The following is a 13180-nucleotide window of genomic DNA, read 5'->3' as shown; positions in this document are numbered from 1 at the left end:
TAGGCCGCCATGAAAAAAGCGTGTTCCTGTCTGGCAGGAACACGCTTTTTTTAGGCTGATGCAGCGATCAGCGAAGAATGCTGAGCATGGCCTGCAGCACAAAGGCGTTGATGATGTCGATGAAGAAGGCTCCGACCAGGGGCACGATCAGAAAGGCCTTGTGCGAAGGACCGTACTGGTTGGTGATGGCCTGCATATTGGCCACGGCCGTGGGTGTGGCGCCCATGCCGAAGCCGCAGTGGCCGGCGGCCAGCACGGCGGCGTCGTAGTTGCGGCCCATGATGCGGAAGGTCACGAAGGCTGCATACAGCGTCATGACGATGGCCTGCGCGGCCAGAATAACCATCAGCGGGCCGGCCAGGTCGGTCAGCTCCCACAGCTTGAGCGACAGCAGCGCGATGGCCAGATACATGGACAACGAGGCATTGCCGAACACGTCGATGGCGCGGTCAAAGACCTTGAAGCCGAACATATAGTCCAGCACGTTGCGGATGATCACGCCGCCGCCCAGCGCCCAGACAAAGGTAGGCAGCTGGATGACCGTTCCCATGGTCAGGCCGGTCATGAATTCGGCAAAGGCCAGGCAGCCCGCGAAGAGGGCCAGCGTCTCCACCGCCGCATCGGCCGTGATCAAGCGCGGAGCCTTGTTGGGCGACTCGAAGTTGGCGACCTCGCTGCCTTCGCTCACGGTGGGCGCATCGGCGCGCAGTTGCTCGGACTCGGTCAGGGGCTGGGCCAGCTGATGGCGCGTGATCAGCCGCTTGGCCAGCGGGCCGCCCACCAGGCCGCCGATGATCAGGCCGAAAGTGGCGCAGGCAATGCCCAGGGTGGTGGCGCCCGTGAGACCGTATTGGTTTTCCAGCACCGATCCCCAGGCTCCGGCCGTACCGTGACCGCCCACCAGCGTGATGGAGCCCGCGACCAGGCCGATCAGCGGATCCAGCCCCAGCAGAGAAGCCAGACTCACGCCCACGATGTTCTGCATGATGATGAAGACGACAATCACACCCAGAAAGAGGAACAGCGCCGAGCCGCCCTCACGCAGCTTGGCGAAGTTCGCGCTCAGGCCGATGGAGGAGAAGAACACCAGCATGAATGCCGACTGCAGGCTGCCCTCGAAGCTCAGCGCCAGTCCCGTGGTCTGATGCAGCATGAAGATGATGGCCGCCACGACCAGGCCACCGGATACCGGCTCGGGAATATTGAAGTCGCGCAGAAAGCGGACATGTCTTGTCATGAGCTTGCCAAGCATGAGCACAAGCACGGCCATGATGAGGGTGTAGTACGCGCCGAAGGTCACGTTCATGAGGATCTCCAGAGGGTTCCATGCGATGGCCGAACGGCCTGCCCGGTCATGGCTGGCAATCGGCTGTGCATGGCTGAGCATATGGACCAGACATTTGCTGTCGATGGTGCCAAAGACTCAAAGATAGGGGCTGTAGGTGCTTGTCCACTCATGGCCGATGGCCCGGCGGTGCGGGCTGGCTGAGAGCAGGAAAGCGATGTGCGCCATTCCTTGCGGATGCGCACCATGCCACGAATATGCTTGAAATGAGATGGCTGCATTCGTGTTTTGCGAAATTACCTTTTGCCGTGCTCCTGTTTTTGGGGTGAGGAAAGTCGAATCTGCTATAGCCATCCGCAAGCCGCGCGCCTGCGCCGCCAATGGGGCAAAACGCCTTGAACCCCTGATTGCCTGCCCTCGCCGTAGAATGTCGGGCTTCACCCCCGAGGAGCGCTGCAGCCGGTCATCCCAGAGATGTTTGACCCGTCAGGCTCGGGGTGGCAGATCCGGTTGGCGATCTGCCCGTACCCACAACGGCGCTCACCTGTTTTCGATTCTGTTTCTGGTTTTCACACAGGTGAGCTGATGTCCGCTGCTACCCCTTCCACCGCCATTCCTCCCATGCGCCTGTCGGGCCTGGAGCCCGTCTTCATCGGCGATGAGACGCTGTTCGTCAACGTGGGCGAGCGCACCAACGTCACCGGCTCCAAGGCCTTCGCGCGCCTGATCCTGAACGAGCAGTACGAGGAAGCGCTGGCCGTGGCGCGCCAGCAGGTGGAAAACGGCGCCCAGGTGATCGATGTGAACATGGACGAGGCCATGCTGGACAGCAAGGCAGCCATGGTGCGCTTTCTGAACCTGATCGCCTCCGAGCCCGATATCGCCAAGGTGCCGGTGATGGTGGACAGCTCCAAGTGGGACGTGATCGAGGCCGGCCTGCGCTGCCTGCAGGGCAAGGGCATCGTCAACTCGATCTCCATGAAGGAGGGCGTCGAGGAGTTCAAGAAGCACGCCAAGCTGGTCAAGCGCTATGGCGCGGCCGCCGTGGTGATGGCGTTTGACGAAAAAGGCCAGGCCGACACCTTTGCGCGCAAGATCGAGATCTGCGAACGCGCCTACCGCATTCTGGTTGACGAAGTGGGCTTCCCGCCCGAGGACATCATCTTCGACCCCAACATCTTTGCCGTGGCCACCGGCATCGAAGAGCACAACAACTACGGCGTCGATTTCATCGAGGCCGTGCGCTGGATCAAGCAGAACCTGCCCGGTGCCAAAGTCTCGGGCGGCGTCTCCAACGTGAGCTTTTCCTTTCGCGGCAACGACCCCGTGCGTGAGGCCATCCACACCGTGTTCCTCTATCACGCGATCGGGGCAGGCATGGACATGGGCATCGTCAACGCTGGCATGGTCGGTGTGTATGACGACCTGGAGCCACAGCTGCGTGAACGCGTGGAGGATGTGGTGCTCAACCGCCGCCCCGATGCGGCCGAGCGTCTGCTGGAGATCGCCGACAGCGCCAAGGGAGCGGCCAAGGACGACAGCAAGAAGCTCGAGTGGCGCGGCACGGCCGAGGCACCGAAGACCGTGGGCGAGCGTCTGTCGCACGCCTTGGTGCACGGCATCACCGACTTCATCACCGAAGACACCGAAGAGGCCTACCAGCAGATCGTGGTGCAGGGCGGCGGCCGCCCGCTGCACGTGATCGAAGGCCCGCTCATGGACGGCATGAATATCGTCGGCGACCTGTTCGGTGCAGGCAAGATGTTCCTGCCCCAGGTGGTCAAGTCCGCCCGCGTGATGAAGCAGGCCGTGGCCCACCTGGTGCCCTATATCGAGGAAGAGAAGCGCCAGCAGGAAGCAGCGGGCCTGGACGTGACCAGCAAGGGCAAGATCGTCATCGCCACCGTCAAGGGCGACGTGCACGACATCGGCAAGAACATCGTCACCGTGGTCCTGCAGTGCAACAACTTCGAAGTCATCAACATGGGCGTGATGGTGCCCTGCCACGAGATCCTGGCCAGGGCCAAGGCCGAGGGTGCGGACATCATCGGCCTGTCGGGCCTGATCACTCCCAGTCTCGAGGAGATGCAGTATGTGGCCGGCGAGATGGACAAGGACGACTACTTCCGCATCAAGAAGATTCCGCTGCTGATCGGCGGTGCGACCTGCTCGCGCGTGCACACGGCCGTGAAGATTGCGCCCAAGTACGACGGCCCCGTGGTCTATGTGCCCGACGCCTCGCGCTCGGTCAGCGTGGCGCAGAGCCTGCTGGGCGAAGGCAAGCAGGACTATCTGGACGAGCTGAGCGCCGACTACGACAAGGTGCGCACCCAGCATGCCAACAAGAAGAAGACGCCGCTGTGGACGCTGGAGCAGGCCCGCACCAATGCTGCCGTGGTGAACCATGCTCCCGTGGTGCCGCGCACCCTGGGCCGCCGCGTGTTCAAGAACTTCGACCTAGCCGAAATTGCCCAGTACATCGATTGGGGCCCGTTCTTCCAGACCTGGGATCTGGCGGGTCCCTATCCGGCCATCCTCGACGATGAGGTCGTGGGCGTGGAAGCGCGCAAGGTGCTCGCCGATGCCAAGCTCATGCTGCAGAAGATCATCGACGGCCGCTGGCTGCAGGCCAATGGCGTGATGGGCCTGTTCCCGGCCAATCGCGTGGGCGACGACATCGTGTTCTACACCGACGAATCGCGCAGCCAGGTACTGACCACCTGGTACGGCATGCGCCAGCAGACCGAGAAGCAGGCCGTGGACGGCCCGGATGGACGGCCCGTGATGCGCCCCAGCCGCTGCCTGGCCGATTTTGTGGCCACCAAGGAGTCGGGCATTGCCGACTATGCCGGCCTGTTTGCCGTGACAGCCGGCATCGGTGCCGAAAAGAAGGACAAGGAATTCGAAGCTGCGCTGGACGACTACAGCGGCATCATGTTCAAGGCCCTGGCCGACCGACTGGCCGAAGCCTTTGCCGAATGCCTGCACCAGCGCGTGCGCACAGATCTCTGGGGCTATGCCGAAGACGAGGACCTGAGCAACGAGGAGCTCATCAAGGAAGCCTACAAGGGCATTCGCCCCGCGCCCGGCTATCCTGCCTGCCCCGATCACACGGCCAAGATCGACCTGTTCAAGGCGCTGCAGGCCGATGAGATCGGCATGACTCTGACCGAGAGCCTGGCCATGAACCCGGCATCCAGCGTGAGCGGCTTCTACATCGGCAATCCCGAGGCCAGCTACTTCAACGTGGGCCAGATCGGCGAAGACCAGCTCGCCGATATGGCCCAGCGACGTGCGATGGATATCGAGGAGCTGCGCCGCTATCTGGCGCCGAATCTGGGCTGAAGCCGCTTCGCGGGCATGCTTTGCGAATGAAAAAGCCAGGGACTACCCTGGCTTTTTTCGTTTGGAGTGCGCCGCTCAGAGGCGTTGCTTGAGCACGGGGGCGAGCGTGGCACGCAGTCGGTCGCCGGGCTCCTCGGTCTCGGCCGCGCGGATTTCCAGCGAGCGCTCCACCATGCCTATATGTTCCAGCAGCAGTGCCTTGGCACCCTCGGTGTCGCCGCGTTCCAGGGCGGCCACGATGCGTTCGTGCTCGGCGCAGGACTGGCTGGCGCTGTGCGTGGACTGATAGAGCGTGGCAGCCAGGGTGGTGCGTGCCGTCAGATCGCGCAGCGTGTCGGCCAGCAGCCGGTGACCCATCTGTTCGGCGAGGCAGACATGGAAATCCGCAAGCAGGAAGGAACGCGTGGCACTGTCTGCACCGGCGATGGCTTTCTGCTCCTGGGCGATATGGCGGCGCAGCCTGGTGATGACGCGCTGCAGCGGCTTGCCGGCTTCCTGCAAGATGCCGGTCTCGATGATCCGCCGGGCAGAGAAGGCGTCCATGGCCTCAGCCGCCGAGGGCTGGACCACGTACCAGCCCCTGCGGGCCTGGACCTGGACAAAGCCGCGGGCCTGCAACTGCATCAACGCTTCGCGCACCACGGTGCGGCTGACGTCGAAGTTGTTGGCCAGCTCCTGCTCTCCCAGTCGTTCGCCGGGTGCCAGTTTCTGGGCCAGGATGGCTTCGACGACGCGTTCCGCGATGTGCTGTGGAGAGGCAGGAGTCATTGCTTGGTTCAGTGGCTGGAGTGAGGGATGGGGACTATGACAGGCGGCACCATAGCAGATGCAGGCTCTTCTTCCTCGGTCCGTGGCTCAGCTCTGCCGTCAAGTACCGCATGGGCACGTTCGCGGTCGATGTCGCCTTCCCAGGCGGCGATGGCCACGGTGGCCACGCAGTTGCCGATCAGATTGCCCAGAGCGCGTGCAATGCCCATGAACCAGTCCACCGACAGCACCAGCACCAGGCCGATCGCAGGGATGGCGGGGATGGCATGCAGGGTGGCGGCCAGCACCACGATGGCCGAGCCCGGTACGCCGTGCGCGCCCTTGGAGGTCACCAGCGCGATGGCCAGAATGGTCAGCAGGTCGGACATGCTGATCGGGGTGTTGGTGGCCTGGGCGATGAAGACCGCTGCCAGCGTGATGTAGATGGAGAACGCGTCCAGGTTGAACGAGTAGCCGGTGGGAATCACCAGGCCCACGGTGGAGTCGCGCACACCCATGTTGCGCAGCTTGGCCATGATCTGGGGCAGCACGCTGTCGGAGGAGGTGGTCGCGAAGACGATGGTCAGTTCCTCACGCAGATAGCGCAACAGCTTGATCAGGCTGAAGCCCGACAGGCGCATCACCAGGCCCAGCACCACGAACACGAAGATCAGCACCGAAACGTAGAACAGCGCCACCAGCATGCCCAGCTGCTTGAGCGAGCCTATGCCGTACTGGCCCACGGTGAAGGAGATGGCGCCCAGCACGCCCAGTGGTGCCAGCTTGATGATGATGCCCATGACCTTGAACAGGGCCATGGACAAGGTGTCCACCAGATCGGACACGGGCTTGCCGCGCTCACCCAGCATGGTCAGCGCGCAGCCGAACAGCACGGCGAACAGCAGCACCTGCAGGACGTCGCCCTTGGCGAAGGCTTCCACCACGGTGGTGGGAATGAGCTTCATCAGGAAATCCACCGTGCCGCCGCTGGTCAGCTTGTCGGCATTGCTGGCGTAGGCCGCCATGGCCGAGGCGTCGAGCTTGCTGGTGTCCACGTTCATGCCCACGCCGGGCTCGAAGACAAAGGCCAGCACCAGGCCCATGCCCAGGGCGATGGTGGTCAGCACCTCGAAATAGATCAGGGCCTTGACGCCCACGCGACCGACGCGCTTGAGGTCGCCTGCGCCAGCAATGCCGTGCACGACCACGCAGAACACCAGGATGGGGATGATCATCTTGATGAGCTTGATGAAGCCATCCCCCAGGGGTTTGAGTTTCACGGCCCATTCAGGGGCCAGTAGTCCGGCGAGCACACCCAGTATGAGTGCGATCACCACCTGTCCGAACAGTGATCTGACAAAGCGGCGCATAGTCGTCTTTCGCAAGTTGTGGAATCTTGTATGCAAGTTGACTGCAACTTGCATACAAGAATGTAGGCAAGCGAAAGGCGTGCCAGCAGAGGGTATTCCTGCAGATTTCCGTAATTTTGAAGAGGGTCAGCCCTGACTTTCATGCATGAAATCGGGGGGCTGTCCGTCCTGGTGCGAGATCGGCAGCCTGTGTGCACGCGTGTGGTGCGTAGGCGGTGGGCGTGCCCAAAGCTTGGGCACCAGGGTCTACAGCAGAGGGCTCAGGGCACCCAGCAGGTTGTCCCAGATGCGTTTCCACCAGCGAGTGGCGCGCACCTGTTCCAGCGTCACCGCATCGGACTCGCGCAGATAGCTTTGCTGGCGCTGACGGATGGCCTCGGTGATGGCTTCGTCATGCAGCAACACATTGTTTTCGAAGTTCAGGTCGAAGCTGCGCAGATCCAGATTCGTGGAGCCGATCAGGCTGACCGAGCCGTCCAGGCACAAGGTCTTGGCATGCAGCAGGCCGGGGCGGAATTCGTGGATCTGGACGCCGGCGCTCAGCAGCCGCCAGTAGTGGCTGCGGCTGACGGCGCCGACGATCCAGGAGTCATTGCGGGCGGGCAGGATCAGCGTGACCTGCACCTGGCGCAGCGCGGCGGCGCACAAGGCATCAAGCACCGTGCTGTCTGGCACGAAGTAGGGGGTGGAGATCACGACCTCGCGCTGCGCACAGGCCAGCAGGCTGGCAACCAGCTGGGGTGTTGAGCGTGCTCTTTCCGTCGGCCCTTCGGCAATCGCAACGGCATGGAAGCCGTCGTCAGCGGCAGCACCGGCCTCGGCCTCTATTGCCGGTGGTGCAAAGCTCGCATCGGACTGCGCCCAGTCGCTGGCAAAGGCCTGCTGCATCTGCATGACCACGGGTCCCTGCAGGCGCAGCATGATGTCCACCCAGGGGGCGTAGCGAGCCTTGATGTGAAAGCCCTCGTCGGCGCAGTTCTGGCTGCCGCAATAGTTGATCCTGCCGTCTATGAGCGTGATCTTGCGGTGGTTGCGCAGGTCGATGCGGCTGGTCAGCATGACCTTGAGCAGATTGCTGATGGGCAGGGCAATCGCCAGGTGCACGCCGGCCTGCTGCATCTGCTGCCACAGTGGCGAGCGCGTCAGTGCGCGCGATCCCAGTCCGTCGACCATGGCACGGCAGGTCACGCCGCGCTGTGCGGCACGCATCAGGGCATGGGCCATATCGGTGCCGGTGCCGTCGTCCAGCCAGATGTAGTACAGCACATTGATCTCGTGGCGCGCGGCATCCATGTCGGCCAGCATCTGCGCACGGGCATGTGCACCATCGCGCATCAGCTCGGCCCTGTGGCCGGGCAGCGGCGCAAAGCCGTTGATGGACGAGGCATAGCGGAAGGCCGGCAGCCATTGATCAGGAATGGTCGGCAGTGCCTGCGGGCTGCGGTCGGCATCGGTCGCGGCGCCGCTGCGAGACTGGCAGAACTCGCGCACATTGAGTCTTCTGCGGCCTGGTACGCGGCCCAGGGCCACCTCGCCAAACAGGTAGTACAGCAGGCAGCTCACATAGGGCAGCAGCACGATGACCATGAGCCAGGCCAGGCGCACGTCGGGCCGCATGTCCCGGCGCAGCAGGATGCGCAGGCCGAAACCGGTGATCAGCAATACATGAAGAGTCAGCAGTAGCCAGGTCATGAATCAGTGCAGCAACGATGGACCTTGTCGAGCATAACGGGCTCTGCCCCAAGCACAAGCTGCAAGCCCTGATTCATATGCAATGAGCTTGAACTCATTGATGAAAAAGCGCGAAATGCTATCAGTAATGTAGCGACAGAAGATAGACATGGCACTGGCATGGAACCTGCTTCCTTCCTTGTCAAAGCAAACAAGCAGGGGGGAGTGCATGGAAATGGTGCCATTGACTGCCATCGACAAGGCAGATACCGGTTGGGTCATGGTTGCGTCGGCGCTGGTCTTGCTGATGACCTTGCCGGGCATCGCCCTGTTCTATGCAGGGCTGGTGCGTCGCAAGAATGTGGTCAACACCATGGTGGCCGTGTTCGCGGTGGCCTGTGTGGTGACCCTGACCTGGTTCGGCCTGGGCTACTCGCTCGCGTTTACTGCTGATTCTCCCTGGCTCGGCAATCTGGGTCGCGCCTGGTTTGCCTCATTGCACTTTGATGGCCGGCGCAGCGTGATCTCGGTCAGCCATCTGGCGCCGCATCTGCCCGAAGCGGCCTATGCCCTGTTCCAGGCCGCATTCGCCATCATCACCACCTCGCTGATCGTGGGGGCCGTGGTCGAGCGCATGCGCTTTGCGGCCCTGCTGGTATTTGCCGCGCTGTGGAGCGTGGTGGTCTATGCCCCGGTGGCGCACTGGGTGTGGGAGAGCGGCGGCTGGCTGAACCAGCTGGGCGCACTGGACTTTGCCGGCGGTGCCGTGGTGCATGTGAACGCGGGTGTGGCGGCGCTGGTCTGTGCCTTCATGATGGGGCGCAGGCGTGGCTATGGCACAGAGCCCTTCGAGCCGCACAGCCTGGGCTGGACGGCCATGGGCACAGCGTTGCTGCTGTTTGGGTGGTTCGGCTTCAACGCCGGATCGGCCCTGTCCGCCGACGGGCGTGCAGCGCTGGCCTTTGTGGTCACGCTGGTGGCGGCCTCGGCCGCCGGGCTGGCATGGATGGTGGTGGAGTGGCTGGTGCGCGGCGCTCCGACCTTGCTGGGCCTGCTCTCGGGCATGGTGGGCGGATTGGTCGCCATCACCCCTGCAGCCGGTTTTGTGCAGGTGGGCAGTGCGGTGTGGATAGGCCTGATTGCGGGCGCTGTCTGCTTCTGGGGCGCAACCTGGCTCAAGCGCAGGCTGGGGGCCGACGACTCGCTCGATGTCTTCGGCGTGCACGGCGTGGGCGGCATTGCAGGCTCTATCCTCACGGCGGTGTTTGCCGATCCGCTGATCGCGGGCACAGGCGCCACGGTGCTGAATCAGCTGATTGCGGTGGCAGCGGTGGCTGCCTACAGTGCCGCAGCCACGGCCGGGGTGCTAGTGCTGATCCGTCTGCTGATGCCGTTGCGGGTGGATGCCGTGCAGGAAATGGAAGGCCTGGATATCAGCCTGCATCTGGAACGTCAGCACTAGTGATCCATCAAAGACAGGAGCGGTGTATGGAGGACAGCGAGCGAGTGGCGGTGGCTGCACATCTGCATGTGGTGTTGCGCCGCAAGACCGGCCGGGTGACCGATACCGAATGGATGGCCTGCAACCAGGCCTATGCACAGGCCATGGTGGCTTTTGCGCTGGAGCGTGCACGAGAGCAACAGGACGAGGAGCTGGCGCGCCTGGCCCGGCGTCTGCAGGACAGCTGGAGCGGCGACAAGCCCCGGCATGCAGCGCCTGCAGAGACCACGCAGAGCGATAGTTCGGTCACCACCAAGGCCGCCGAGATACTGCGCACCTCGGCACGCTATATCGGTGGGCTGCGCTGAGGCACAAGCCGGATCCGAGGCCGGGACGGCTTGGTGCCACGGATCACAATGCCTGTGATCCGTGGCAGTCCGCTGCAGCACGCTGAAGCAGGCTGTGTCGGCAACAAGCCTGGCCTATTGCTTTTTCAGCTCGGCAATATAGGCATCGCGGGCCTTCACGCCATCGGCCGTGAAGTCGGTGAACACGCCGTCAATGCCCAGACGGTAGTAAGCCAGATATTCCTGCAGCGGGTCGCCCTTGAAGATGCCCGCGAGCCGGCTGGCCTCGCTGCGGAAGGTAAAGCTGTGCACCACCAGACCGGCCTTGTGGGCATTGGCGATCAGGCCGGTGTCCTTGAGCGTGTTGACGTCCTTGAGGCCCGCGCCGTCCTTGTAGGGAACGACGGAATGGGCCAGCACCTGGGGTTTCCAGGGGCCGATACCGTCGGCATAGGTCTTGATCTCGGCCAGGCCTGCCGGCGTCTGCATGACCGCGAAGGTGCGAGCGTCGCCGGTCAGAGTCCAGCTATAGGGGCGGCCGCTGATGAAGGTCCATTCGTCGGCAGTGATATAGCCTACGGAGCCGTCCCTGAAGTTGTAGTCGTTGCCATCGATCAGTTGCACCCCCTTGGCTCGCATGCCTGCCTTGCGCAGATACTTCAGGCTGTCGGGGTCGAAGCTCTGGATGTAGATCGGCGCTTCCTTGCGGTTGAGGTTGTTCCTGTCCAGCAGCGCCATCACGGCGTCTTCGAAGGGGTGGTCACCCGTCCCGCAGCTGTTGGCAATGGCCTGCTGGTTGTTCCAGTATGGGTTCTTGGTCTCGGCGTAGACGGAAATCGTGCGGCCTGCCGCCTTGCCCTTGGCGAGTGCGATATCGATCACATCCTGTGCGCTGATCAGTGGCAGCTTGCCATTCCATTCGCTGGGGCGATCGGCACGATTGTCCAGCGTGGTGCCGCCAAACAGCGTGCGCAGCTCATGCAGGGTGAAGTCCGAGATGGACCAGTCGCCGGTGTGGTCTTCGCCGTCGACCACCAGAGCCTGCAGCACCGACTTCTGATTGTTCGGATCGATGCGGTCGCTCAGGTACTGTGCGGGGCCGTTGGCGGCAATGGCCGGGTACTTCACGTTGACCAGCACGCCGGGCGTGTTGCGCTTGCGGCCCGCTACATAGGCATTGATCTTGGCGACATCGGCGATATTGGTGCTGTCGCTGAGCCAGGCGTTGTGGCGTGCCACCAACTGGCAGTCGCGGCTCAGGTGCATGTCCAGCTCGATCATGTCGGCACCGGCATCGATGGCTTTCTCATACGCCATCTGTGTCTGCTCGGGGTACAGCCCCGAATAGCCGCGGTGGGCGATGACCTGGGGCTGTTTGCCGTCCAGCGTCAGAAATTGCGGCGCAGGTGCCGGCGTCGGGCCGTCTCCACCGCCACAGGCGCTCATGGCAAGCGCGGCAAGCAAGGTCAGAGCAAAGACGGGGTGGCGGGTATGGGACATGGTTTCAGGCATGGATGGAGATCGCCTCATGCTTGCGGTTGTTGATGACGGTTGTGTGACCGTGCCCCCAGAGCGTGTTCACGCTCCGAAGCACAGGGCTGCGGGGTGGCTGCCCTGTGCGGAACGTGGCGGTTACAGCCCCAGCTTTTTGGCGACGTAATCGGCATCCTTGTCGCCGCGGCCCGAGAGATTGACCAGAATATGCTGGTCCTTGCCGAGCTTGGGAGCTTCTCGCATGGCCCAGGCCACGGCGTGCGCACTTTCCAGAGCCGGGATGATGCCCTCCACACGCGACAGCGTCATGAAGGCATTCAGGCATTCCTTGTCGTCCACGGACTGGTAGTCCACGCGCCCTATGTCCTTGAGATAGCTGTGCTGCGGGCCCACGCCGGGGTAGTCCAGGCCCGAGGCGATGCTGTGCACGGCGGCCGGTGTGCCGTCGGCGTTCTCCAGCACATAGCACTTCATGCCGTGAATCTCGCCGGGCTTGCCAACCGACAGCGTGGCGGCATGGCGGCCGGGCTTGTCCACGCCCTCACCGGCAGGCTCCACGCCCACCAGGTGCACGGATGCGTCACCGAGGAAGGCCGTGAAGATGCCCATGGCATTGCTGCCCCCGCCCACGCAGGCTGCCACATGATCGGGCAGCTTGCCGTGCCGGGACTGAAACTGCTCGCGAGCCTCACGACCCACGATGGACTGGAAGTCCCGCACCATCATGGGAAAGGGGTGCGGGCCGACCACCGAGCCAATCGCGTAAATGGTGTTGACGGGGTCCTGCAGATAGACCTCGAAGGCGCTGTCCACGGCCTCCTTCAGCGTGGCTGCGCCGCGCGTGACGGGCACCAGATTGCAGCCCAGAATGCGCATCTTGGTGACGTTGGGGTGTTCCTTCTCGATATCCACCTGGCCCATGTGAATCTCGCAGGGAATGCCCACCAGCGCACAGGCCGTGGCCAGAGCTACGCCGTGCTGGCCGGCGCCGGTCTCGGCAATGACTTTTTTCTTGCCCATGAACTTGGCCAGCAGTGCCTCGCCCAGGCAGTGGTTGATCTTGTGCGCCCCCGTGTGATTCAGATCCTCGCGCTTGAGATGGATTTGCGCGCCGCCCAGCTGGTCGGACAGGCGTCTGGCGTGAAAGATGGGGCTGGGTCGGCCCACATAGTCGGCAAACAATGCGGCCAGCTCGTCCTGGAAATCCTGGCGCTTGACGATCTCTTCATAGGCTGCGGCGATCTCGTCCATGCATTGCTTGAGCTCGGGTGGCACGAGTTGGCCGCCATAGGGGCCAAAGAAGCCCTGGGCATCGGGCATGGCTTGGGGGTTCTGGGTCATGGCTTGTCTCCTCGGGTGTTGTGCAGCAAAGCTGCATTCATAGCACACAGCGGGCTTGGGGCGCTTGCAGGCAAGTCCCGATGGAAGAGTCATGAAAAATGCCTGCAGCGCCCACGAAGAATGTGCTGACAGCTATTGT

General features: G+C 63.1%; 9 protein-coding genes and 1 riboswitch. Of the genes, 3 read left to right on the top strand and 6 right to left on the bottom strand.

Annotation, left to right across the window (positions count from 1 at the left end; all coding sequences use genetic code 11):
• Window positions 1-67 precede the first annotated feature (67 nt).
• Complete coding sequence (gltS, locus tag F3J24_RS13905; RefSeq protein WP_167008225.1) at window positions 68-1306, bottom strand: sodium/glutamate symporter; 1239 nt, start codon at window positions 1304-1306, stop codon at window positions 68-70.
• Between the two features lie 418 nt (window positions 1307-1724).
• Window positions 1725-1834, top strand: a riboswitch (S-adenosyl-L-homocysteine riboswitch).
• A 36-nt stretch (window positions 1835-1870) separates the two neighbouring features.
• On the opposite strand from gltS, the gene metH reads away from it, so the two are divergent.
• Complete coding sequence (metH, locus tag F3J24_RS13900) at window positions 1871-4630, top strand: methionine synthase (RefSeq protein ID WP_167007325.1); 2760 nt, start codon at window positions 1871-1873, stop codon at window positions 4628-4630.
• Window positions 4631-4705: 75 nt separating this feature from the next.
• On the opposite strand, the gene F3J24_RS13895 is transcribed toward metH, so the two are convergent.
• The 3 genes from F3J24_RS13895 to cls all read right to left on the bottom strand — a co-directional run bounded on the left by F3J24_RS13895 (window position 4706) and on the right by cls (window position 8439).
• Window positions 4706-5398: a GntR family transcriptional regulator gene (locus tag F3J24_RS13895; RefSeq protein ID WP_167007322.1), complete on the bottom strand. Its 693-nt coding sequence runs from the start codon at window positions 5396-5398 to the stop codon at window positions 4706-4708.
• Between the two features lie 8 nt (window positions 5399-5406).
• Window positions 5407-6747, bottom strand: a complete 1341-nt coding sequence (locus F3J24_RS13890) for a C4-dicarboxylate transporter DctA (protein WP_167008223.1) — start codon at window positions 6745-6747, stop codon at window positions 5407-5409.
• Between the two features lie 246 nt (window positions 6748-6993).
• Window positions 6994-8439 carry a cardiolipin synthase gene (gene cls / locus F3J24_RS13885; protein ID WP_167007319.1) on the bottom strand — a complete coding sequence of 482 codons (1446 nt, stop codon included), beginning with the start codon at window positions 8437-8439 and terminating at the stop codon, window positions 6994-6996.
• 208 nt (window positions 8440-8647) lie between these two features.
• Here cls and F3J24_RS13880 point away from each other — a divergent pair, with 208 nt between their 5' ends.
• Entirely contained in the window at window positions 8648-9880 is a 1233-nt protein-coding gene (locus tag F3J24_RS13880) for an ammonium transporter (RefSeq protein ID WP_167007316.1), read from the top strand.
• A gap of 26 nt (window positions 9881-9906) precedes the next feature.
• Window positions 9907-10227: a hypothetical protein gene (locus tag F3J24_RS13875; RefSeq protein ID WP_167007313.1), complete on the top strand. Its 321-nt coding sequence runs from the start codon at window positions 9907-9909 to the stop codon at window positions 10225-10227.
• Between the two features lie 114 nt (window positions 10228-10341).
• On the opposite strand, the gene F3J24_RS13870 is transcribed toward F3J24_RS13875, so the two are convergent.
• Together F3J24_RS13870 and trpB are read right to left on the bottom strand one after the other, a co-directional pair.
• Window positions 10342-11706 (bottom strand): glycerophosphodiester phosphodiesterase family protein, encoded by a 1365-nt coding sequence (locus tag F3J24_RS13870; protein ID WP_167007311.1) that lies wholly within the window; start codon window positions 11704-11706, stop codon window positions 10342-10344.
• 132 nt (window positions 11707-11838) lie between these two features.
• On the bottom strand, window positions 11839-13041 hold the full coding sequence (gene trpB / locus F3J24_RS13865) for a tryptophan synthase subunit beta (protein ID WP_167007308.1): 1203 nt from the start codon (window positions 13039-13041) through the stop codon (window positions 11839-11841).
• Window positions 13042-13180: the final 139 nt, after the last annotated feature.

Source organism: Comamonas sp. Tr-654 (assembly GCF_011752915.1).
GTDB lineage: Bacteria > Pseudomonadota > Gammaproteobacteria > Burkholderiales > Burkholderiaceae_C > Comamonas.
The sequence above is the reverse complement of the archived record's forward strand: the minus strand, read 5'-3'. Positions and strand labels throughout refer to the sequence as shown.